The organism is Escherichia sp. E1130 (assembly GCF_005781065.1).
In the GTDB taxonomy this organism is placed as follows: Bacteria; Pseudomonadota; Gammaproteobacteria; order Enterobacterales; family Enterobacteriaceae; genus Escherichia.
Window position 1 is genome coordinate 197,157 of record NZ_VATL01000005.1, and the last position, 22,216, is coordinate 219,372.

The 22,216-nt window shown below is 53.3% G+C and carries 20 protein-coding genes and 1 pseudogene; 11 read left to right on the forward strand and 10 right to left on the reverse strand.

The features are described from left to right. Positions 1–55 precede the first annotated feature (55 nt). Genes nikA through nikR form a run of 6 tightly spaced genes read left to right on the forward strand, consistent with a single transcriptional unit; the run spans position 56 to position 5,378 of the window. Positions 56–1,630 carry a nickel ABC transporter substrate-binding protein gene (nikA, locus tag FEK66_RS06805; RefSeq protein WP_130209129.1) on the forward strand — a complete coding sequence of 525 codons (1,575 nt, stop codon included), beginning with the start codon at positions 56–58 and terminating at the stop codon, positions 1,628–1,630. Beyond that, the gene (gene nikB / locus FEK66_RS06810; RefSeq protein ID WP_000947068.1) at positions 1,630–2,574 is read left to right on the forward strand and encodes a nickel ABC transporter permease subunit NikB; all 945 of its coding nucleotides are present in this window, start codon (positions 1,630–1,632) and stop codon (positions 2,572–2,574) included. Before nikA ends, nikB begins: the two co-directional genes overlap by 1 nt. Beyond that, positions 2,571–3,404, forward strand: a complete 834-nt coding sequence (gene nikC, locus FEK66_RS06815) for a nickel ABC transporter permease subunit NikC (RefSeq protein ID WP_001008963.1) — start codon at positions 2,571–2,573, stop codon at positions 3,402–3,404. The genes nikB and nikC overlap by 4 nt, the downstream gene beginning before the upstream one ends. Continuing rightward, on the forward strand, positions 3,404–4,168 hold the full coding sequence (gene nikD / locus FEK66_RS06820) for a nickel import ATP-binding protein NikD (RefSeq protein WP_135410741.1): 765 nt from the start codon (positions 3,404–3,406) through the stop codon (positions 4,166–4,168). Before nikC ends, nikD begins: the two co-directional genes overlap by 1 nt. Then, entirely contained in the window at positions 4,165–4,971 is an 807-nt protein-coding gene (gene nikE / locus FEK66_RS06825; protein WP_135495286.1) for a nickel import ATP-binding protein NikE, read from the forward strand. The genes nikD and nikE overlap by 4 nt, the downstream gene beginning before the upstream one ends. Before the next feature lie 5 nt (positions 4,972–4,976). Beyond that, positions 4,977–5,378: a nickel-responsive transcriptional regulator NikR gene (nikR, locus tag FEK66_RS06830; RefSeq protein WP_001190062.1), complete on the forward strand. Its 402-nt coding sequence runs from the start codon at positions 4,977–4,979 to the stop codon at positions 5,376–5,378. A 119-nt stretch (positions 5,379–5,497) separates the two neighbouring features. Here nikR and FEK66_RS06835 read toward each other — a convergent pair whose 3' ends face one another. The 6 genes from FEK66_RS06835 to FEK66_RS25925 form a co-directional block, all read right to left on the reverse strand. Next, on the reverse strand, positions 5,498–5,857 hold the full coding sequence (locus FEK66_RS06835; protein ID WP_000593555.1) for a type II toxin-antitoxin system HicB family antitoxin: 360 nt from the start codon (positions 5,855–5,857) through the stop codon (positions 5,498–5,500). Continuing rightward, a complete protein-coding gene (locus FEK66_RS06840) occupies positions 5,854–6,129 on the reverse strand; it encodes a type II toxin-antitoxin system HicA family toxin (RefSeq protein ID WP_001260301.1) in 276 nt (91 codons plus the stop codon). The genes FEK66_RS06835 and FEK66_RS06840 overlap by 4 nt, the downstream gene beginning before the upstream one ends. A gap of 72 nt (positions 6,130–6,201) precedes the next feature. Then, a complete protein-coding gene (locus tag FEK66_RS06845) occupies positions 6,202–7,326 on the reverse strand; it encodes an ABC transporter permease (RefSeq protein ID WP_001314210.1) in 1,125 nt (374 codons plus the stop codon). After that, entirely contained in the window at positions 7,326–10,061 is a 2,736-nt protein-coding gene (gene rbbA, locus FEK66_RS06850) for a ribosome-associated ATPase/putative transporter RbbA (RefSeq protein ID WP_135495287.1), read from the reverse strand. Before rbbA ends, FEK66_RS06845 begins: the two co-directional genes overlap by 1 nt. Next, complete coding sequence (locus FEK66_RS06855) at positions 10,058–11,125, reverse strand: HlyD family secretion protein (protein ID WP_130209148.1); 1,068 nt, start codon at positions 11,123–11,125, stop codon at positions 10,058–10,060. The genes rbbA and FEK66_RS06855 overlap by 4 nt, the downstream gene beginning before the upstream one ends. 62 nt (positions 11,126–11,187) lie before the next feature. Further along, positions 11,188–11,301: a hypothetical protein gene (locus FEK66_RS25925; RefSeq protein ID WP_240782957.1), complete on the reverse strand. Its 114-nt coding sequence runs from the start codon at positions 11,299–11,301 to the stop codon at positions 11,188–11,190. Between the two features lie 677 nt (positions 11,302–11,978). Between FEK66_RS25925 and FEK66_RS06860 the strand changes: the two genes are divergently transcribed. Next, the gene (locus FEK66_RS06860; RefSeq protein WP_135495330.1) at positions 11,979–13,031 is read left to right on the forward strand and encodes a DUF2776 family protein; all 1,053 of its coding nucleotides are present in this window, start codon (positions 11,979–11,981) and stop codon (positions 13,029–13,031) included. A gap of 102 nt (positions 13,032–13,133) precedes the next feature. On the opposite strand, the gene FEK66_RS06865 is transcribed toward FEK66_RS06860, so the two are convergent. Continuing rightward, positions 13,134–14,327 carry an NAD(P)/FAD-dependent oxidoreductase gene (locus FEK66_RS06865; protein WP_135495288.1) on the reverse strand — a complete coding sequence of 398 codons (1,194 nt, stop codon included), beginning with the start codon at positions 14,325–14,327 and terminating at the stop codon, positions 13,134–13,136. A 230-nt stretch (positions 14,328–14,557) separates the two neighbouring features. Here FEK66_RS06865 and pitA point away from each other — a divergent pair, with 230 nt between their 5' ends. Beyond that, positions 14,558–16,057, forward strand: a complete 1,500-nt coding sequence (pitA, locus tag FEK66_RS06870) for an inorganic phosphate transporter PitA (RefSeq protein WP_130209156.1) — start codon at positions 14,558–14,560, stop codon at positions 16,055–16,057. A 72-nt stretch (positions 16,058–16,129) separates the two neighbouring features. Then, positions 16,130–16,228, forward strand: a pseudogene (locus FEK66_RS26180) (hypothetical protein); the annotation flags it as partial. 74 nt (positions 16,229–16,302) lie between these two features. On the opposite strand, the gene uspB reads toward FEK66_RS26180, so the two are convergent. Beyond that, positions 16,303–16,638, reverse strand: coding sequence for a universal stress protein UspB (gene uspB / locus FEK66_RS06875; RefSeq protein ID WP_124038640.1), 336 nt, complete (start codon positions 16,636–16,638; stop codon positions 16,303–16,305). A gap of 390 nt (positions 16,639–17,028) precedes the next feature. Here uspB and uspA point away from each other — a divergent pair, with 390 nt between their 5' ends. Next, positions 17,029–17,463: a universal stress protein UspA gene (uspA, locus tag FEK66_RS06880; protein WP_000323571.1), complete on the forward strand. Its 435-nt coding sequence runs from the start codon at positions 17,029–17,031 to the stop codon at positions 17,461–17,463. 355 nt (positions 17,464–17,818) lie between these two features. Then, entirely contained in the window at positions 17,819–19,288 is a 1,470-nt protein-coding gene (gene dtpB, locus FEK66_RS06885) for a dipeptide/tripeptide permease DtpB (protein ID WP_130209158.1), read from the forward strand. Between the two features lie 48 nt (positions 19,289–19,336). On the opposite strand, the gene rsmJ is transcribed toward dtpB, so the two are convergent. Both rsmJ and prlC read right to left on the reverse strand, forming a co-directional pair. Beyond that, on the reverse strand, positions 19,337–20,089 hold the full coding sequence (gene rsmJ / locus FEK66_RS06890; protein WP_130221308.1) for a 16S rRNA (guanine(1516)-N(2))-methyltransferase RsmJ: 753 nt from the start codon (positions 20,087–20,089) through the stop codon (positions 19,337–19,339). Positions 20,090–20,096: 7 nt separating this feature from the next. Further along, a complete protein-coding gene (gene prlC / locus FEK66_RS06895; protein WP_115423870.1) occupies positions 20,097–22,139 on the reverse strand; it encodes an oligopeptidase A in 2,043 nt (680 codons plus the stop codon). Positions 22,140–22,216: the final 77 nt, after the last annotated feature.

Sequence of the window (22,216 nt, forward strand, 5' to 3'; positions counted from 1 at the left end):
TACTTAAAATCGTCATACTGATTTCCGCCATCTATTTTAATCCATTGGGGTTACCATGCTCTCCACACTCCGCCGCACTCTATTTGCGCTGCTGGCTTGTGCGTCTTTTATCGTTCATGCCGCCGCGCCAGATGAAATCACCACCGCCTGGCCGGTGAATGTCGGGCCACTAAACCCGCATCTTTACACGCCTAACCAGATGTTCGCCCAGAGCATGGTTTATGAACCGCTGGTGAAATATCAGGCAGACGGTTCGGTGATCCCGTGGCTGGCAACAAGCTGGACCCATTCGGAAGATGGCAAAACCTGGACCTTCACTCTGCGTGATGGCGTGAAATTCTCTAACGGCGAACCGTTTGATGCAGAGGCGGCGGCAGAAAACTTCCGCGCAGTGCTCGATAACCGTCAACGTCACGCCTGGCTGGAGCTGGCAAACCAGATTGTTGATGTCAAAGCACTCAGTAAAAACGAGCTGCAAATCACCCTGAAAAGCGCCTACTATCCTTTCCTGCAAGAACTGGCCCTGCCCCGCCCTTTCCGCTTTATCGCCCCCTCGCAGTTTAAAAACCATGAAACCATGAACGGGATTAAAGCGCCGATTGGCACTGGGCCGTGGGTTTTGCAGGAATCGAAACTGAATCAGTACGATGTCTTCGTCCGAAACGAAAACTACTGGGGCGAAAAGCCGGCGATTAAAAAGATCACTTTTAACGTGATCCCGGACCCGACTACCCGCGCGGTAGCGTTTGAAACTGGCGATATCGACCTGCTGTACGGAAACGAAGGGTTATTACCGCTCGATACCTTCGCCCGCTTTAGCCAGAACCCGGCTTACCACACTCAACTGTCACAGCCGATCGAAACCGTGATGCTGGCGCTCAATACCGCCAAAGCCCCCACCAACGAGCTGGCAGTACGTGAAGCTCTTAATTACGCGGTGAACAAAAAATCGCTGATTGATAACGCGTTGTATGGTACCCAGCAAGTCGCCGACACCCTGTTTGCCCCTTCTGTGCCCTACGCCAACCTCGGCCTGAAACCACGCCAGTACGATCCGCAGAAAGCGAAAGAGTTGCTGGAAAAAGCCGGTTGGACGCTACCTGCGGGCAAAGACATCCGCGAGAAAAACGGTCAGCCGCTGCGCATTGAACTGTCGTTCATCGGCACCGATGCGTTAAGTAAATCGATGGCGGAAATCATTCAGGCTGATATGCGCCAGATTGGCGCAGATGTCTCGCTGATTGGCGAAGAAGAGAGCAGTATCTATGCTCGTCAGCGCGACGGTCGTTTTGGCATGATTTTCCACCGCACCTGGGGCGCGCCATACGACCCACACGCCTTCCTGAGTTCAATGCGCGTACCGTCGCACGCTGATTTCCAGGCACAGCAAGGATTAGCCGACAAGCCGCTGATTGATAAAGAGATCGGCGAAGTGCTGGCGACCCATGACGAAACGCAACGTCAGGCGCTGTATCGCGACATTCTGACCCGTCTGCATGACGAGGCGGTTTATCTGCCTATCAGTTACATCTCAATGATGGTGGTATCAAAACCGGAGCTGGGTAACATCCCCTACGCGCCGATCGCCACCGAAATTCCGTTCGAACAGATTAAACCGGTGAAACCTTAATGTTGCGTTACGTATTACGCCGCTTTCTGCTGCTGATCCCGATGGTGCTCGCCGCCTCGGTGATCATTTTTCTGATGCTGCGCCTCGGCACCGGCGACCCGGCGCTCGATTATCTGCGTCTGTCTAACCTGCCGCCGACGCCGGAGATGCTGGCTTCTACCCGCACCATGCTGGGACTGGATCAGCCGCTGTACGTCCAGTACGGCACCTGGTTGTGGAAGGCGCTGCATCTTGACTTTGGTATCTCATTCGCCAGCCAACGCCCGGTGCTGGACGATATGCTGAACTTCCTGCCCGCCACGCTGGAACTTGCAGGTGCGGCGCTGGTATTAATTCTGCTTACCTCAGTGCCACTCGGTATCTGGGCGGCGCGCCATCGCGACCGTCTGCCGGATTTCGCCGTACGTTTTATCGCGTTTCTCGGCGTGTCGATGCCCAACTTCTGGCTGGCGTTTTTACTGGTGATGGCGTTTTCGGTGTATCTGCAATGGCTACCTGCGATGGGCTACGGCGGCTGGCAGCACATCATTTTGCCTGCGGTTTCCATCGCCTTTATGTCGCTGGCGATTAACGCGCGGCTGCTGCGCGCCAGTATGCTGGACGTTGCCGGTCAGCGTCATGTGACCTGGGCGCGACTGCGCGGTTTGAACGACAAACAGACCGAACGCCGCCATATTCTGCGCAATGCGTCGCTGCCGATGATCACCGCCGTGGGGATGCACATCGGCGAGCTTATCGGCGGGACGATGATTATCGAAAACATCTTTGCCTGGCCGGGCGTCGGGCGCTATGCGGTGTCGGCGATTTTTAACCGTGACTATCCGGTTATTCAGTGCTTTACGCTGATGATGGTGGTGGTTTTTGTGGTCTGTAATTTGATTGTTGATTTGCTCAACGCCGCGCTGGACCCGCGCATTCGTCGTCATGAAGGAGCGCACGCGTGAACTTTTTCCTCTCTTCCCGCTGGTCGGTTCGCCTGGCGCTGATCATTATCGCCCTGCTGGCGCTGATTGCGCTCACCAGCCAGTGGTGGCTGCCGTATGACCCCCAGGCGATTGATTTGCCTTCGCGCCTGCTTTCACCGGATGCGCAGCACTGGCTGGGCACCGATCATTTAGGGCGCGATATTTTCTCGCGGCTGATGGCAGCGACCCGCGTGTCGCTCGGTTCGGTAATGGCCTGCCTGCTGCTGGTACTGACATTAGGGCTGGTTATTGGCGGCAGCGCCGGACTGATTGGCGGGCGCGTTGATCAGGCCACCATGCGCGTCGCCGATATGTTTATGACCTTCCCGACCTCGATTCTGTCGTTCTTTATGGTTGGCGTGCTCGGCACCGGGCTGACCAACGTAATTATCGCCATCGCCCTGTCGCACTGGGCGTGGTATGCACGCATGGTGCGCAGCCTGGTGATTTCACTGCGCCAGCGCGAGTTTGTGCTGGCGTCACGGCTTTCTGGTGCGGGCCATGTGCGGGTGTTTGTTGATCATCTGGCAGGTGCGGTGATCCCCTCGCTGCTGGTGCTGGCAACGCTGGATATCGGCCATATGATGCTGCACGTCGCGGGTATGTCCTTCCTCGGCCTCGGCGTGACCGCGCCGACCGCCGAATGGGGCGTGATGATTAACGACGCGCGCCAGTATATCTGGACCCAGCCGCTGCAAATGTTCTGGCCGGGGCTGGCGCTGTTTATCAGCGTGATGGCCTTTAACCTGGTGGGTGACGCACTGCGCGATCATCTGGACCCTCATCTGGTGACGGAGCACGCACACTAATGCCGCAACAGATTGAACTGCGCGATATCGCGCTACAGGCCGCGCAGCCGCTGGTGCACGGCGTATCGTTAACCCTGCAACGCGGGCGTGTGCTGGCGTTAGTCGGCGGTAGCGGCAGCGGAAAATCACTGACCTGCGCCGCGGCGCTGGGCATTCTGCCCGCAGGAGTTCGCCAGACGGCGGGGGAAATTTTAGCCGATGGCAAACCGGTTTCGCCTTGCGCCCTGCGCGGTATCAAAATTGCCACTATCATGCAGAACCCGCGCAGTGCCTTTAATCCGCTGCACACCATGCAGACCCACGCGCGGGAAACCTGCCTGGCGTTAGGGAAACCCGCCGACGACGCCACGCTTACCGCGGCCATAGAAGCGGTGGGGCTGGAAAACGCCGCACGCGTGCTGAAGCTGTACCCGTTCGAGATGAGCGGCGGCATGTTGCAGCGCATGATGATTGCGATGGCGGTGCTGTGTGAATCACCTTTTATCATCGCTGATGAACCCACCACCGACCTTGACGTGGTGGCGCAGGCGCGCATCCTCGATCTGCTGGAAAGCATTATGCAAAAACAAGCGCCGGGAATGCTGCTGGTCACCCATGATATGGGCGTGGTGGCGCGTCTGGCGGATGACGTGGCGGTGATGTCGCACGGTAAGATTGTCGAACAGGGTGATGTAGAAACGCTGTTTAACGCCCCCAAACATGCGGTGACGCGCAGCCTGGTTTCTGCGCATCTCGCCCTCTACGGTATGGAGCTGGCATCATGACTTTACTTAACGTCTGCGACCTTTCCCATCACTATGCGCACGGTGGATTTAGCGGTAAGCACCAGCATCAGGCGGTGCTGAATAACGTTTCCCTGACCCTGAAAAGCGGTGAAACCGTCGCTCTGTTAGGGCGCAGTGGCTGCGGAAAAAGTACCCTCGCGCGGCTGCTGGTAGGCTTAGAATCGCCCTCACAGGGAAATATTAGCTGGCGTGGCGAACCGCTGACGAAACTTAATCGCGCGCAACGTAAAGCGTTTCGCCGCGATATTCAGATGGTGTTTCAGGACTCCATCAGCGCCGTGAATCCGCGCAAAACCGTGCGCGAGATCCTGCGTGAACCGATGCGCCACCTGCTATCGCTGAAAAAATCCGAACAACTGGCGCGCGCCAGCGAAATGCTGAAGGCGGTCGATCTTGACGACAGCGTGCTCGACAAACGCCCACCGCAGTTAAGCGGCGGCCAGCTCCAGCGCGTCTGCCTGGCGCGCGCGCTGGCGGTCGAACCGAAACTGCTGATTCTGGATGAAGCCGTTTCTAACCTTGATCTCGTGTTACAGGCGGGCGTCATTCGCCTGCTGAAAAAGCTACAACAACAGTTTGGCACCGCCTGCCTGTTCATCACCCACGACTTACGTCTTGTAGAACGCTTCTGTCAGCGGGTGATGGTGATGGACAACGGACAAATCGTCGAAACCCAGGTGGTGGGAGATAAATTAACCTTTTCCTCTAACGCCGGACGTGTGCTACAAAACGCGGTATTACCCGCATTCCCCGTGCGCCGTCGCGCCACAGAAAAGGTTTAACGCAAATGCAACGAGTCACCATCACGCTTGATGACGATTTACTGGAGACGCTGGACAGCCTGAGCCAGCGTCGTGGTTATAACAACCGTTCCGAAGCTATCCGCGATATTCTGCGTAGCGCCCTGGCGCAGGAAGCTACCCAGCAGCACGGCACACAAGGTTTCGCGGTGCTGTCGTATGTGTATGAACACGAAAAACGCGACTTAGCCAGCCGTATTGTCTCCACGCAGCATCACCACCACGATCTCTCGGTCGCCACGCTGCATGTGCACATTAATCACGACGACTGTCTGGAAATTGCCGTGCTGAAAGGTGACATGGGCGACGTGCAGCATTTTGCCGATGACGTTATCGCCCAACGCGGCGTGCGGCACGGGCATTTGCAGTGCTTGCCGAAGGAAGATTGAGTTATTTCTAAAACGAGGAAAGAAAAGATATTAACTGAACTTAATTTATATAATTAAGTTCAGTTGCATAGATAGCTCCTGTAAAGGCAGATATTCTGCGTAATGTACGCCGCTAAAATTTATAAATGATTCAAACGCTCATTCAGCGTTTCAATAATATAAGTATTAACAGAGACTTGTTGCTGCGCAGCCGCATTATTAAGGCGTTCACTCAGCGATTCTGGATAGCGTAACGTAAAGGTTTTAATCTTTTCTGTACGCGCATACGGCTCAATACCCGCAGCTTTACAATCCTCAAGATACTCTCGCAGGGAAAGCTCCCCTTCTTTTTGCAGCCCCTGAATGCTGTCAGAGACAAAATCACAATAACCTGACAAGCCCAGGAATTTGCCACGAAATGCATTTAGTTCTGGCACGTAGGTAATAACAGCAGGTTGCCCGGCAATCTCCATAGAGTTTGGCGTCTTCAGTTTGATCATGGTTTTACCCCTATACTTAGTAACCAGTCACGCACGCTTTCTACAGCGCCTTTATCGGTATCTGGCGACGGATGAGGCCGATGGAAACACGCAACGCTCATATTTAGTATGAACTTACAACGCGAACCTCTTCCTTCCTTAATTTCTCCGCCTAATGCTTTAACCAGTGACTCTATATCAGACCACTTGATCCCTTGAGGAACAGGAGATTTAAATATTTGATCCAATGTGTTTTTTTGTTTCTTCCGTAAAGCCTGTACCTGGGTTCTCATGGCATGTCCTTATGACTTCACTTTATGACATCAATAGTATGACATCACAGTATGAAGTCAAGTTTCCCTTCCTTACGCCATTGTCCCAATCGTCTTCCTGAATCGCAGCAGCGCGATGGTGAAAAACGCGCCGCCAATTGCCATCAGCGTCAGGAACTGCGGCCAGACGATTTCGAATCCGGCACCACGGTAGAGAATGGCCTGTGCAAGGCTGACAAAATGTGTCGTCGGCATGGTCAGCATAATGTCCTGCACCATCTGCGGCATACTTTCGCGCGGCGTGGAGCCACCAGAAAGCATTTGCAGCGGCAGCAGCACCAGAATCACCAGCAGCCCCAGTTGCGGCATTGAACGCGCTATCGTCCCCATAAAAATGCCAATTGACGTAGTGGCAAACAGACTGAGCGCCACGCCCAACATAAACAGCGGGATAGAGCCTTCAATCGGTACGCCCAGCACGCCTTTCACCATCAATACCAGCGATAATCCCGATACCACCAGCACCACCAGCCCCATCGACCAGACCTTCGCCATCATGATCTCAAACGGCGTTATCGGCATCACCAATAAATGTTCCACCGTGCCGTGTTCACGCTCGCGGATCAGCGCCGATCCGGTCAGCACAATCGCCAGCATGGTAATGTTGTTGATGATCGCCATCACCCCGCCAAACCACGCAGGATCAAGGTTCGGGTTAAAGCGCATCCGGGTTTCCAGCGATACCAACGGTTCGCTGTTATCACGGTAGCGTGCGACAAAGCTGTTCACTTCACCGTTGATAATATTCTGGATATACCCGTTGCCAGTGAATGCCTGGCTCATGCGCGTGGCATCAACGTTCACCTGAATATCCGGCTGGCGTCCGGCGAGGACATCACGCTGAAAATTAGGCGGGATATTTATCGCGAAGGTATAGCGTCCGGCGTCCAGTCCGGCATCCATCTCATCGGCGGTGATCATCTCCGGTGGCAAAAACCACGGGCGATAGAAGCTGTTAACGATCCGGTTCGATAACTGCGATTGATCCATATCGGCAATGGCGATCGGCGCCAGGTTCAATGATCCTGGCGTGACGGTCGCTGACGAATACACCGACACCGTAAACGAGAAGACAATCAGCGTCAGCATCGCTTTATCGCCGAGCAGGCTGCGCAACTCTTTGATACCCAGATTAAAAATATTGCGTAAATGGCGCATCATCCCTCCTGTTTTTTCAGCAGCAGGATGCTTAAGCCCATCACCAGCGGGATGGCTATCAGCAACGGGATAAAAAGTTGCCACAAATCAGTCAGATCAAGTGCCTTCGAGAACGTCCCGCGGGCGATAGTCAGAAAATGACTGGTCGGGTAAACCTCGCCGATCCAACGTCCAGGCCCTTCCAGCGAAGCTACCGGATCGATCATCCCGGAAAACTGTGTCGCCGGGATCAACGTGATAATCGCCGTACCGAAAATGGCGGCAATCTGGCTTTTCATAAAGGTGGAGATCAGCAGCCCCATTCCAGTGGCGATGATGATATACAGCAGCGCCGCCAGGGTGAGCGTCAGGAAACTGCCTTTATGCGGTACGCCAAACACAAACACCGACAGGCCGCAGAGCAGGAAAAAGTTCAGCATCCCCAGCGCGATGTACGGCAGCTGTTTGCCAAGCAAAAATTCGCTGCGGGTGGTAGGAGTCACGTAAAGGTTGATAATCGACCCAAGCTCTTTTTCCCGCACCACGCTAAGGGCGCTTAGCATTGATGGAATCATCATCAGCAGAAGCGGGATCACCGCCGGAACAATCGCTGGCAGGCTTTTTACGTCCGGGTTATAGCGATAGCGCGTCTCAATGTTCATCAGCCCGCTTTGGCTGGCTGGCGTGGATTGTCGACTCGCCACATCCTGTAGCCAGCTCTGGTGCATGGCCTGCACGTAACCTTTTACCGTTTCGGCACGGCTCGGCATCGCACCGTCGATCCAGACACCGAGTTCCACAGGCGTACCACGCGCGATATCGCGCCCGAAATTGGGTGGGATCTCAATCGCCACCGTGATATCGCCCGCACGCATCCGACGGTCAAGTTCGTCATAACTGGTGAGCGGCGGCTGTTCGATAAAGTAACGGGAACCGGAGAGATTGAGCGTCCACGCCTGGCTACTGACGGTCTGGTCGCGGTCAAGCACCGCAAAGCGCAGGTTTTCCACATCCATACTGATGCCGTAACCCATTATCAGCATCAGGATCACCGTTCCCATCAGCGCCAGCGTCGAACGTACCGGATCGCGTCGCAGTTCCAGTGCTTCGCGACGGCTGTAGCTAAACAGACGGCGCAAGCTAAATCCCTGACGCGGCGCGTGGGTAGTGTCATGTACCACAGGTGGCGCTTCGGCTTCGTTGCTCTGCCCTGCCGCCTCCTGCAAATAGGCGATAAATGCCTCTTCCAGACTGGCGGCTCCACGTTTTTCAACCAGTTCCTGCGGTGTACCGCTGGCAAGCACTTTTCCGGCGTGCATCAGTGAGATACGGTCGCAGCGTTCCGCTTCGTTCATAAAGTGGGTGGAGATGAAGATAGTCACTTTGTCCTGGCGCGAGAGATCGACCATCAACTGCCAGAACATATCCCTCGCCACCGGATCGACGCCAGAAGTGGGTTCATCGAGGATTAACATTTCCGGGCGATGAATCACCGCCACCGCCAGCGAAAGCCGCTGGCGAATGCCGAGCGGCAATGACTCCGGCAGAACATCTTCAACGTCGTTGAGCTTAAAACGCTTGCTCATTTCAGCCACTCGCGCGGGAATTTCCGCTTCCGTGATGTGAAACAAACGGGCATGTAACTCCAGGTTTTGCCGCACGGTGAGTTCGTTATAGAGCGAAAACGCCTGCGACATATAGCCCACCCGACGGCGAGTATCGATATCTTTTGGATCAACCGGTTGCCCGAACAGCCACGCCTCACCTTCGCTGGCGGGCAGTAGTCCGGTAAGCATTTTCATGGTGGTGGATTTACCGCAGCCGTTCGAACCGAGAAAGCCAAAAATCTCCCCGCGTGGAATGCGGAAATTGACGTGATCAACAGCGACAAAGGAACCAAAACGCATGGTCAGATCGCGCGCTTCGATGGCAATCTCTGCGTTTTCAGCTTGATACGGTGGGATCACTACCGCCTGATGCGCCTGGCGTTGCGCTTCTGGTAACAAAGCGATAAACGCTTCTTCCAGCGTGGCGCTTTGCGTTTGCTGCCGCAGCTCTTCGGCGCTGCCGGTCGCCAGCACTTCTCCGGCATTCATCGCTACCAGCCAGTCGAAGCGTTCGGCCTCTTCCATGTAGGCGGTGGCGACCAGCACACTCATGTTGCTTTGTCGCTGGCGAATACTGTCGATCAGATCCCAGAACTGGGCGCGGGAGAGCGGGTCAACCCCCGTTGTTGGCTCATCAAGAATCAACAGTTCCGGGTCGTGGATTAACGCACAGCACAGCCCAAGTTTTTGCTTCATCCCGCCGGAGAGTTTCCCTGCCGGACGATCGCGAAATGGTGCTAACCCGGTGCTGGTCAGCAGCTCATTAATTCGCACTTCCCGCTCCGCTTTGTCGTGACCGAACAGGCGGGCGAAAAAATCGACGTTTTCATACACCGACAAGGTGTGGTAGAGGTTTTTGCCCAGCCCTTGCGGCATCCAGGCGATGCGCGGGCAAACGTCGCGGCGATGCTTCGGGTCGCGCATATCGCCGCCCAGCACCATCACGTTGCCCTGCTCAATGACACGAGCACCGGAAATCAATGACAATAAACTCGACTTACCGACGCCGTCCGGGCCAATCAGCCCGACCATGCAGCGGGCCGGAATCTCGAGAGTGATATTGTTCAGCGCAACGGTTTTTCCATAATGCTGGCTCACGCCCACCAGTTGCGCGACAGGCGGGACGGGAACCAGTTCCAGATGCGTCATTGCGGCAACCTCACCACCAGGTCTTCAGGCCACGGAAGTTCTTCATTCACCCGCACCCACGCCACGCCCGGCAAGCCCGTTTTGACATATTCCAGATGCTGCTGGAGTAATTCCGGTGGGATGCGCGCTTTGACGCGAAACATCAGTTTCAGCCGTTCATCGCTGGTTTCGACGGTTTTTGGCGTGAACTGGGCGACGCTGGCGACAAAGCTGATGGTCGCAGGAATACGCAGATCTGGCGCAGCATCGAGGATCAGCCGTGCTTCACCGCCAAGTTTCAGCGTGCCCGCCTGTTCGGTTGGCAGGAAGAAGGTCATGTAGACGTCGCTCAAATCGACCATATTCAGCACCCGACCACCTGCCGCCAGCACTTCGCCTGGCTCGGCAACCCGATACTGCACGCGTCCGTCACGCGGGGCTTTCAGTTCACTGTCATCGATATCTGCGGCAATGCGCCGCTCAGTGGCTTGTGCCGCTTCGACGCGCGTTTGCGCCTGAATGATATTGGTGCGTGCCGCCTCTATAGCGGCTTTAGAAGCCGAAACCTGGGCTTTTGCCGATTCCAGCGCAGCACGGGCGCCTTCGGCAGCGGCGCGGTCGTCATCCAGCTGTTGCGCAGAAATAGCCCCACGATGGGCGAGCGAGCGGGAACGGGTATGACGTTTGGCTACGGAGTCCAGTTCAGCCTGGCGTTGATTAACCAGCGACTGTGCGGCACGAGTTTCACTTTGCCGCTGTTCCAGCAGAGCCTGCGCGGCGGCAACGGCACTTTGCGCCTCTTTGATTTGCGCGATGGCCTCCAGTCGCTGTTCCTGCAACACACGAGTATCCATCTTCGCCAGCACTTCGCCTTTGCGAACAAACTGGCCTTCTTTCACCAGAATGGTGTCGATACGCCCGGCAATTTTGCTGGCGATATCCACTTCCGTCGCTTCAATGCGCCCATTGCTGACGGCAAAGCCTTCCGGCACACCTGCTGGACGCAACAGCCACCACGCCACGATAGCAGCCACCGCCAGTAACCCGACAACCCACCACGCCAGATGGCGCTTAATATTATCCATAATCGACCCGCCATAATCCCTGTAAGCAATCGACGCGTGTTACAACTGCCACCGAACGACGTTCAGCGAATTATTCCATCCGGGATAAGAAGGAAACGGCAAAGGCGGCCAGGGCGCAGCAAACTGAGCACCAACGGGGAAGGTCTGGTGAAAACGGGTAGTAATGTTGTCATCATCAGCATTCCTGGCCGTAAATGAAACACGCATACTCATAAGTTAAATCAATTAAATACTAACAGTTATATTCATGTTGTCTATTTGATTACCATCAGCTTGTGATACATCGCGATGTTCTTCTGTTCGATAGCGTTTTTAACCAAAAATCTTCTGCACAGGTTCTCAGGCACTACTGCGCAGGTTTCCGTAACAGAAAACCCGATGACTATCACATAGCGTTATTATCGCCGAGGTGCAAATATTTACCGAAAGCGAAATAATTTTTTGAAAAGATGATAAAGGCTTATGTATTAAATAAAGCGGTCTCGAACAAGGTCGTTTAAAGCAACAAAATAAAAATATACTCGTCATACTTCAAGTTGCATGTGCTGCGTCTGCGTTCGCTCACCCCAGTCACTTACTCATGTAAGCTCCTGGGGATTCACTCGCTTGTCGCCTTCCTGCAACTCGAATTATTTAGAGTATAAGATAAAGATATTAACTCGGAATTTACCTTAGGATAAATATTTATTTATCAGCATTAACTCACATCTAAAACTTAACACTCCGGGCAATAAATCCGGCTATAGTAAAGTTACTTGTTACATTTGGTGGTATCTCATTGTTATATTTAACTGACTAAAAATACTACTGATACGCTTTCTTATATTAGCAGAAAGTACACATGGAGTTTAAAATGAATATATATATCGGATGGCTATTTAAATTAATCCCTTTAATTATGGGGATAATATGTATTGCATTGGGTGATTTTGTATTAGCAGGTTCCGGGCAAAGTGAGTATTTTGTGGCGGGACATGTACTTATTTCGCTTTCTGCAATATGTCTGGCGTTATTCACTACTGCATTTATTATTATTTCGCAGTTAACGCATGGTGTGAATAAGCTCTACAGCACACTTTTTCCTGTTATTGGTTACGCTGGGTCTGTCGCAACTATGATTTGGGGATGGTTGCTGCTGGCAAGTGATAATGTCATGGCCGATGAATTTGTTGCCGGACATGTTATTTTCGGTGTTGGGATGATTGCTGCCTGCGTATCAACCGTGGCGGCGTCTTCCGGGCATTTTCTGCTAATTCCCAAAAACGCCTCGGGCAGTAAGAGTGATGGTACGCCGTTGCAGGCTTATTCTTCGACAATCGGTAATGGCTTAATTGCCGTTCCCGTTCTGCTTACTCTCTTTGGTTTCATTTGGTCAGTCGCGCTGTTACGTAGTGCAAATATCACACCACATTATGTTGCTGGTCACGTACTGCTGGGGTTAACGGCAATTTGCGCTTGTCTTATTGGTCTTGTCGCCACTATTGTCCATCAAACGCGGAATACGTTCTCAATGAAAGAGCATTGGCTGTGGTGCTATTGGGTTATTTTACTTGGCTCACTGACGGTTATTCAGGGGATCTACGTTTTAGTCAGTTCTGATGAAAGTGCTAGACTGGCACCCGGCATTATTCTTATTTGTCTGGGAATGATTTGCTACAGTATTTTCTCCAAAGTGTGGTTGTTGGCGCTGGTATGGCGACGCACCTGTTCGTTAACCAACAGAATACCCATGATTCCGGTATTTACCTGTCTGTTTTGCCTGTTCCTCGCAGCGTTCCTTGCTGAAATTGCGCAAACCGACATGGCTTATTTTATTCCTTCGCGAGTTTTGGTTGGCTTAGGTGCAGTGTGTTTTACACTGTTTTCCATCGTTTCTATATTAGAAGCGGGGTCTGCGAAAAAATAATAGAAAAGGCTTCAGATAAGGCGTCGAGCGTCTTATCTGGACTTTGTTCAGGTAATCCCCCCCTGGTTACACCGCGAAAACGAGGGGGGGGCATTTTGCCTCTTATTCTGCCGCCAAATCCTGCGCACAAGCCCACGCACTGGACCACGCCCACTGGAAGTTATAGCCCCCTAGCCAGCCGGTAACGTCCATCACTTCGCCGATAAAGTACAAGCCCGGAACTTTACGTGCTTCCATCGTTCGTGAAGAGAGTTCATTGGTGTCCACGCCGCCGAGCGTCACTTCGGCGGTGCGATAGCCTTCAGTGCCGTTAGGTTGTACGCGCCAGTCGGTCAATGTGGCAATGAGCGCCTGTTGGTCACGCACGTTGAGCTGTTTTAACGAGACGTCCGGGATTTGCCCGAGTTGTTGTAACCGTTCAACCAACCGTTTCGGCAAATGAACCGCCAGCGTGTTCTTCAGGCTCTGATTCGGATGCGCGTTACGCTGTTCATTAAGAAAAGTGTCCAGGTCGACATCCGGTAGCAGATTGATGCTGACAAATTCACCCGGTTGCCAGTAGCTGGATATCTGCAATACCGCAGGGCCAGACAAGCCGCGGTGGGTGAAGAGTAAGTTTTCACGGAACACGGTGCCGTTTTCAGCGGTGATCACCGACGGTACCGCCACGCCCGCCAGCACCTGTAACTCGTCCAGCAACGGTTTATGCAGGGTGAATGGCACCAGGCCTGCGCGCGTCGGCAACACGTTGAGGCCAAATTGTTCGGCAATCTTATAACCAAACGGCGACGCGCCCAGACCCGGCATCGAGAGGCCTCCGGTCGCGATGACCAGTTTATCGCAACCTACGGTCATGCCGTTCAGTTCAAGCGTGAATCCCGCGTCATCCTTCGCCACGCTCAACACTTCGCTACGTAATCTGAAGGTCACATTGCCCTTCTCGCACTCATCCACCAGCATGTCGACAATCTGCTGAGCGGAGTCATCACAGAAGAGTTGCCCTAACGTTTTCTCGTGCCAGGCGATGCAGTGCTTATTGACCAGATCAATGAAATCCCACTGAGTAAATCGGGCAAGCGCAGACTTGCAAAAATGCGGATTCTGGCTCAGATAGGCACCTGGTTCGACATAAAGGTTGGTGAAGTTACAGCGCCCACCACCAGACATGAGGATTTTGCGCCCCGGTTTTTTGCCATTATCGATCAGCAAAACTCTGCGCCCTGCCTGACCTGCCAGCGCAGAACAGAACATACCCGCCGCGCCAGCGCCTATAATAATGGCATCAAACTTTTCCACGTTGCGTTCCTCTTAGAAAAAACGGGCGTGAATTGTAAAGATTCCTCAGTGGTCGCACCAGCATCAATATTACTTAGGGGAAGTATTTGTCTGAATTATATAAGATAATTATTTTTTGAGCGAAATTCATACAGGAGGCAAATCAAAAAAATCTATATTTCACTTTGCCCGCGCCGCGAAAGTCACTGATAATGCGCCGCGTTCATGTCCTCAAAATGGCGTAACGTCCTATGCTACATTTGTTTGCTGGCCTGGATTTGCATACCGGGCTGTTATTATTGCTTGCACTGGCTTTTGTGCTGTTCTACGAAGCCATCAATGGTTTCCATGACACAGCCAACGCCGTGGCAACTGTCATCTATACCCGCGCGATGCGTTCTCAGCTCGCTGTGGTTATGGCGGCAGTGTTCAACTTCCTGGGTGTTTTGCTGGGTGGTCTTAGTGTTGCCTATGCCATTGTGCATATGCTGCCGACGGATCTGCTGCTTAATATGGGATCGTCCCATGGTCTTGCCATGGTGTTCTCTATGTTGCTGGCAGCAATTATCTGGAACCTTGGTACCTGGTACTTTGGTTTACCTGCATCCAGCTCCCATACGCTGATTGGCGCGATCATCGGTATTGGTTTAACCAATGCGTTGATGTCCGGTACGTCAGTGGTGGATGCACTCAATATCCCGAAAGTATTAAGTATTTTCGCATCTCTGATCGTTTCCCCTATTGTCGGCCTGGTGTTTGCTGGCGGTCTGATTTTCTTGCTGCGTCGCTACTGGAGCGGCACCAAGAAACGCGCCCGTATCCACCTGACCCCAGCGGAACGTGAAAAGAAAGACGGCAAGAAAAAGCCGCCTTTCTGGACGCGTATCGCGCTGATCCTTTCCGCTATCGGCGTGGCGTTTTCTCACGGCGCGAACGATGGTCAGAAAGGCATTGGTCTGGTTATGTTGGTTCTGATTGGCGTCGCACCAGCGGGCTTCGTGGTGAATATGAATGCCACTGGCTACGAAATCACCCGTACCCGTGATGCCATCAACAATGTGGAAGCTTACTTTGAGCAGCATCCTGCGCTGCTTAAACAGGCGACCGGTGCCGATCAGTTAGTACCGGCTCCGGAAGCAGGCGCAACACAACCTGCGGAGTTCCATTGCCATCCGTCGAATACCATTAACGCGCTCAACCGCCTGAAAGGCATGCTGACCGCCGATGTGGAAAGCTACGACAAGCTGTCGCTTGACCAACGTAGCCAGATGCGCCGCATTATGCTGTGCGTTTCTGACACTATCGACAAAGTGGTGAAAATGCCTGGCGTCACTGCGGATGATCAGCGTCTGTTGAAGAAACTGAAGTCCGATATGCTGAGCACCATCGAGTATGCTCCGGTGTGGATCATCATGGCGGTCGCGCTGGCGTTAGGTATCGGTACGATGATTGGCTGGCGTCGTGTGGCGACCACTATCGGTGAGAAAATCGGTAAGAAAGGCATGACCTACGCTCAGGGTATGTCTGCTCAGATGACGGCAGCGGTGTCTATCGGTCTGGCGAGTTATACCGGGATGCCGGTTTCCACCACTCACGTACTCTCCTCTTCCGTAGCGGGGACAATGGTGGTTGACGGCGGCGGCTTACAGCGTAAAACCGTAACCAGCATTCTGATGGCCTGGGTGTTTACCCTCCCGGCTGCAGTTCTGCTCTCCGGTGCGCTGTACTGGATCTCCTTGCAGTTCCTGTAATCGCACGCATAAAAACGAGCGGGTCAGTTTACTGGCCCGCTTCAGATTGTTGACACAGTGCGCTTTGTTCATGCCGGATGCGGCGTGAACGCCTTATCCGGCCTACAAAAACATGCAAATTCAAGAGATTGCAGAGATTATGTAGGCCTGATAAGCGTAGCGCATCAGGCAATTTTGCGTTTGTAATCAGTCTCGAGCGGGTCAGTTTACTGGCCCGCTTTTTTTATGCGTTATTACCGTGGCGCTTAATGCCAAATCACCAACGCAATCAGGCTTACCACCACCAGGCCACACAATGCGCTGGTCAGAATAAACTGACGACGCACGCGCTCGCAGCGACGGATAAACTCATCATCGTGATGATCGCGATAACGTTGGGCATAGATATACCAAACGAGACGCACCTGTTTGTTGGGTTGGCCATGTGAGGTAAAAAAGCCCCCTCCATCAACATATTGATAGAGCAATGGATCGCAATTACGCAGTACCACTAACAACGCGCGTAGTGATGAGAAATAGCGCGCCATGTTAACAATGCAAACGACACATAAAGCCCAAAATAATGCGACGGTGCTTATCATACCCCCTCCCCGGCGACCTGCCCGCGGAGTTCCCCTCCGGGGCTACCGCTCCCGATACGCTGCCAATCAGTTAACACCAGGTCCTGGAGAAACCGCTTTTGTGATGACAAACATCCGAGCGGCTCTATAGATAGTGTAGGAGATCAGGTTGTTTTTTTTCCATAAGGTTAACCACTATCAATACATTCATGTAGAAAATTTGATTATCTGATTGGTAAGCAAGGCGGATTGACGGATCATCCAGGTCGCTATAAGGTAAGGATGGTCTTTTCACTGAATCTTTACGGCTGGGTTAGCCCCGCGCACGTAGTTCGCAGGACGCGGGTGACGTAACGGCACAAGAAACGCAAGCTGGCCAGTCATCGACAACTTTATGGAAGGAGTAACACTATGGCTTATAAACACATTCTCATCGCGGTCGATCTCTCCCCGGAAAGCAAAGTTCTGGTAGAGAAAGCAGTCTCTATGGCTCGCCCCTACAATGCGAAAGTTTCTCTGATCCACGTAGATGTAAACTACTCTGACCTATACACCGGACTTATTGATGTAAATCTGGGTGACATGCAGAAACGCATTTCCGAAGAGACTCATCATGCATTGACCGAACTCTCCACCAACGCAGGCTACCCAATTACTGAAACCCTTAGCGGCAGCGGCGATTTGGGTCAGGTGCTGGTTGATGCGATCAAGAAATACGACATGGACCTGGTTGTTTGTGGTCACCACCAGGACTTCTGGAGCAAACTGATGTCTTCCGCGCGTCAGCTGATCAACACCGTTCACGTTGATATGCTGATTGTTCCGCTGCGCGACGAAGAAGAATAATATCTCCCCTACTTGCTCCTGGACGCCCGCTTATGCGGGCGTTCTGCTTTTTGTGTTGTACCCGAATGCGACGTGCGGGTACAAACACGAGGTCGCTCAATCAAGCCGGTATTCATCTGCGGTCAGAAACTTCAACTACGCATCGAATAATTCAAATTTACCCCACCAAAAAAACAGCATTTAACGCCATCATAACTCAAACAATCAGCATGATTAGCTGGTTATTTTTTGCTGAGATAGTGCATTAATGCATTCATTGCATCAATATTAAGAATTTTAGACATGTGTAAACTCTTTCGCGCGCAATCACTTACGCGTTCATACTTTTCATGATGGTATTGAAAGGCTAAAAATTATGAATACAACAACACCCACTGGGATGCTGCAACAACCTCGCCCATTCTTCATGATCTTTTTTGTCGAACTATGGGAGCGATTCGGTTACTACGGCGTGCAAGGCGTCCTGGCCGTTTTCTTCGTTAAACAGCTCGGTTTCTCACAAGAACAGGCTTTTGTCACCTTTGGTGCCTTCGCTGCGCTGGTCTATGGCCTTATCTCGATCGGTGGTTATGTTGGCGACCATCTGTTAGGAACTAAACGCACCATTGTCCTTGGGGCAATTGTTCTGGCGATGGGCTACTTCATGACCGGGATGTCGCTACTCAAGCCAGACCTGATATTCATCGCGCTGGGAACAATCGCCGTCGGCAACGGCCTGTTTAAAGCCAACCCGGCAAGCCTGCTTTCGAAGTGCTATCCACCGAAAGATCCACGTCTCGATGGCGCTTTCACCCTGTTCTATATGTCGATCAATATCGGCTCGTTGATTGCGCTGTCGCTAGCACCGGTTATCGCTGACAGATTTGGCTATTCCGTCACCTATAACTTATGCGGAGCAGGATTGATTGTCGCGCTACTGGTTTACATCGCCTGTCGCGGAATGGTGAAAGATATTGGTTCTGAACCAGATTTCCGACCGATGAACTTCAGCAAATTGTTGTACGTGCTGATGGGCAGCGTGGTGATGATTTTCGTTTGCGCATGGCTGATGCACAACGTGGAAGTCGCCAATCTGGTACTGATTGTTCTCTCTATCGTCGTGACCATTATCTTCTTCCGTCAGGCATTCAAGCTGGATAAAACCGGGCGCAATAAGATGTTTGTCGCCTTTGTGCTGATGCTTGAAGCGGTAGTGTTTTACATCCTCTACGCCCAGATGCCAACGTCGCTGAACTTCTTTGCTATCAACAACGTGCATCATGAAATTCTCGGTTTTTCCATCAACCCGGTGAGCTTCCAGGCGCTTAACCCGTTCTGGGTGGTGCTCGCCAGCCCAGTTCTGGCAGGCATTTACACGCATCTGGGTAACAAAGGCAAAGACCTCTCCATGCCGATGAAATTTACTCTCGGTATGTTTATGTGCTCGCTAGGCTTTTTGACAGCCGCAGCAGCGGGAATGTGGTTTGCGGATGCCCAGGGGCTGACATCGCCATGGTTTATCGTGCTGGTTTACTTATTCCAGAGCTTAGGTGAACTGCTTATTAGCGCCCTGGGCCTGGCAATGATTGCCGCTCTGGTGCCACAACATTTGATGGGCTTTATTCTCGGGATGTGGTTCCTTACGCAGGCTGCCGCGTTCTTGCTGGGCGGCTATGTGGCAACATTTACCGCAGTACCAGACAACATTACCGACCCGCTTGAGACGCTGCCTGTCTATACCAACGTGTTTGGTAAGATTGGTCTGGTTACACTGGCCGTTGCAGTAGTGATGCTGTTGATGGTGCCGTGGCTGAAACGCATGATTGAGACGCCGGAAAGCCATTGATTATTTTGGAAGAAAACAGGGTAGCGATAACGCTACCCTGTTTTACTTTTATGCCGGTGTACCCGCATAAATATCAAAGCGATGCCCTTTGGTGACAACCGCGTTTGGCGTGGCGACATTCGCCAGCGGCGGCGCGTAGTCCGGGCGCTTTACCACCACACGTTTGGTCGCCAGCAGCCGCGCAGGCTCCAGCAACCCATCGGCGTCGAGATCCGGCCCCACCAGCGACTGAAACACGCGCATCTCTTTTTTCACCAGCGCGCTTTTCTGCTTATGCGGGAACATCGGATCGAGATAGACCACCTGCGGGCGCGGGGTAATATCAGTCAGCGCCGTCAGGCTGGAGGCGTGGATCAGCTGCAAACGCTCCTGCAACCAGCCGCCGATCTCCGCATCCGCATAACCACGCGCCAGGCCATCGTCGAGCAATGCAGCAACCACTGGATTACGCTCCAGCATCCGTACGCGGCAGCCGACCGAAGCCAGCACAAAGGCATCGCGCCCCAGCCCTGCGGTAGCATCGACGACATCCGGCAGATAATCGCCTTTAATGCCCACCGCTTTCGCCACCGCCTCACCGCGACCACCGCCAAATTTGCGGCGGTGTGCCATCGCCCCGCCAACAAAATCAACGTAAATGCCGCCAAGCTTTGGCTCATCGCGCTTGCGCAGTTCCAGATGCTCCGGCGTTAACACCAGCGCCATCAGGTTGTCTTCATCATGTTCCAGCCCCCAGCGGGCCGCCAGAACAGATAAGGCGCCGTCTCCGGCGCCCGTTTCATCAATTAAGCAGATTTTCACTGAATGATCAGCCCTTAATGCCGTAATGCTCCAGCATCGCATCCAGTTGCGGTTCACGACCACGGAAACGTTTGAACAGATCCATCGGCTCTTCTGAACCACCACGGCTCAGAATATTGTCGAGGAACGACTGCCCGGTTTCACGGTTGAAAATGCCCTCTTCCTCAAAACGCGAGAAGGCATCTGCTGCCAGCACATCGGCCCACAGGTAGCTGTAGTAGCCTGCCGCATAACCACCGGCGAAAATATGGCTGAAAGCGTGCGGGAAACGGCCCCATGACGGAGACGGTACCACGGCAACCAGTTTCTTGATTTCTGCCAGAGTTTCGAGGATTTTCGCTCCCTGATCCGGGCGGAACTCTGCATGGAGGCGGAAATCGAACAGGCCGAACTCCAGCTGACGCAGAATAAACAGCGCCGCCTGGTAGTTTTTCGCTGCCAGCATTTTATCCAGCAACTCCTTCGGCAGCGGTTCGCCGGTTTCATAGTGACCGGAGATAAACGCCAGCGCCTCAGGCTCCCAGCACCAGTTTTCCATAAACTGGCTCGGCAGTTCGACCGCATCCCACGGCACGCCGCTGATCCCGGAAACACCAGCGGTTTCAATGCGGGTAAGCATATGATGCAGGCCGTGACCGAACTCGTGGAACAGGGTGATCACTTCGTCGTGGGTAAACAGCGCCGGTTTGCCATTTACCGGGCGGTTGAAGTTACAGGTCAAATACGCGACCGGTTTTTGCAGCGAACCGTCTGCTTTACGCATCTGGCCTACGCAGTCATCCATCCACGCCCCGCCGCGCTTGTTCTCACGGGCATACAGGTCGAGGTAGAAGCTACCGCGCAGTTCGTTGTTTTCGTCATACAGTTCGAAGAAACGTACATCCGGATGCCAGACATCAACATCTTTACGCTCTTTAGCGGTGATTCCGTAAATACGTTTCACCACTTCAAACAAGCCGTTAACCGCTTTGTTTTCCGGGAAGTACGGACGCAGCTGTTCGTCACTGATGCTGTAAAGATGCTGTTTTTGTTTTTCGCTGTAGTAAGCGATATCCCACGGCTGCAGCTCATCGACACCAAATTCGGCTTTGGCGAAGGCGCGCAGCTGCGCCAGCTCTTTTTCGCCCTGCGGACGCGCGCGTTTTGCCAGATCGGTTAAGAAATCCAGCACCTGCTGCGGGTTTTCTGCCATTTTAGTGGCGAGGGATTTAAAGGCGTAGTTTTCAAAGCCCAGCAGTTGCGCCAGTTCGTGACGCAGCGCGAGGATCTCTTCCATCACCTTGCTGTTATCCCACTTACCGGCATTCGGCCCTTGATCGGAGGCGCGGGTGCTGTAAGCGCGATACATCTCTTCACGCAGAGCCTGGTTGTCGCAGTAGGTCATTACCGGCAGGTAGCTTGGGATATCCAGCGTCAGCAGGTAGCCTTCCAGTTCTTTCGCTTCGGCCTGGGCTTTTGCCGCAGCCAGTGCGCTTTCTGGCATACCCGCCAGCTCAGCTTCGTCGGTAACGAGTTTGGTCCAGCCCATCGTCGCATCAAGGACGTTGTTGCTGTACTGGTTGCCCAGCTCGGAAAGACGGGTAGCAATTTCGCCGTAACGCTGCTGTTTCTCTTTCGGCAGACCGATGCCAGAGAGTTCGAAGTCGCGCAGTGCGTTATCAACCGCTTTCTTCTGCGCCGTATTCAGCGTGGCGTAGTTATCGCCATCGCGCAGATCGCGATACGCTTTATACAGCCCTTCATGTTGCCCTACCCAGGTGCTGTATTCTGACAGCAGCGGCAAGGTTTGTTCGTAGGCTTCGCGCAGTTCCGGGCTATTTTTCACCGAGTTCAGGTGGCTGACCGGGGAGAAGATACGCCCCAGCACATCGTCCACTTCCGCCAGCGGCTGGCAGAGATTTTCCCAGGTGTACGGTGCCCCTTGCGCTACTACGCGCTCCACATTTTCGCGGCAGTCGTTCAGCGCCTTAGTCACGGCTGGAACCACATGTTCCGGGAGAATTTTAGAAAACGGAGGCAATTCAAAGGGAGTCAGTAACGGATTCGTCATAGGTACAGTCCTGGTTAAAGAGGGGAACAAAACGCTCACAGGCGCTTTCGCCGGGTGTGACACAAAGCATCTCGTCC

Bases quoted from the DNA above. Each gene is read 5' to 3' on its own strand.
- FEK66_RS06860 (WP_135495330.1), top strand. From the start codon at position 11,979: ATGAATATATATATCGGATGGCTATTTAAATTAATCCCTTTAATTATG.
- FEK66_RS25925 (WP_240782957.1), bottom strand. From the start codon at position 11,301: ATGATGACAACATTACTACCCGTTTTCACCAGACCTTCCCCGTTGGTG.
- nikR (WP_001190062.1), top strand. From the start codon at position 4,977: ATGCAACGAGTCACCATCACGCTTGATGACGATTTACTGGAGACGCTG.
- uspB (WP_124038640.1), bottom strand. From the start codon at position 16,638: ATGATAAGCACCGTCGCATTATTTTGGGCTTTATGTGTCGTTTGCATT.
- FEK66_RS06855 (WP_130209148.1), bottom strand. From the start codon at position 11,125: ATGGATAATATTAAGCGCCATCTGGCGTGGTGGGTTGTCGGGTTACTG.
- nikE (WP_135495286.1), top strand. From the start codon at position 4,165: ATGACTTTACTTAACGTCTGCGACCTTTCCCATCACTATGCGCACGGT.
- rbbA (WP_135495287.1), bottom strand. From the start codon at position 10,061: ATGACGCATCTGGAACTGGTTCCCGTCCCGCCTGTCGCGCAACTGGTG.
- prlC (WP_115423870.1), bottom strand. From the start codon at position 22,139: ATGACGAATCCGTTACTGACTCCCTTTGAATTGCCTCCGTTTTCTAAA.
- dtpB (WP_130209158.1), top strand. From the start codon at position 17,819: ATGAATACAACAACACCCACTGGGATGCTGCAACAACCTCGCCCATTC.
- FEK66_RS06835 (WP_000593555.1), bottom strand. From the start codon at position 5,857: ATGATCAAACTGAAGACGCCAAACTCTATGGAGATTGCCGGGCAACCT.
- FEK66_RS06845 (WP_001314210.1), bottom strand. From the start codon at position 7,326: ATGCGCCATTTACGCAATATTTTTAATCTGGGTATCAAAGAGTTGCGC.
- nikD (WP_135410741.1), top strand. From the start codon at position 3,404: ATGCCGCAACAGATTGAACTGCGCGATATCGCGCTACAGGCCGCGCAG.
- FEK66_RS06840 (WP_001260301.1), bottom strand. From the start codon at position 6,129: ATGAGAACCCAGGTACAGGCTTTACGGAAGAAACAAAAAAACACATTG.
- nikB (WP_000947068.1), top strand. From the start codon at position 1,630: ATGTTGCGTTACGTATTACGCCGCTTTCTGCTGCTGATCCCGATGGTG.
- pitA (WP_130209156.1), top strand. From the start codon at position 14,558: ATGCTACATTTGTTTGCTGGCCTGGATTTGCATACCGGGCTGTTATTA.
- uspA (WP_000323571.1), top strand. From the start codon at position 17,029: ATGGCTTATAAACACATTCTCATCGCGGTCGATCTCTCCCCGGAAAGC.
- nikA (WP_130209129.1), top strand. From the start codon at position 56: ATGCTCTCCACACTCCGCCGCACTCTATTTGCGCTGCTGGCTTGTGCG.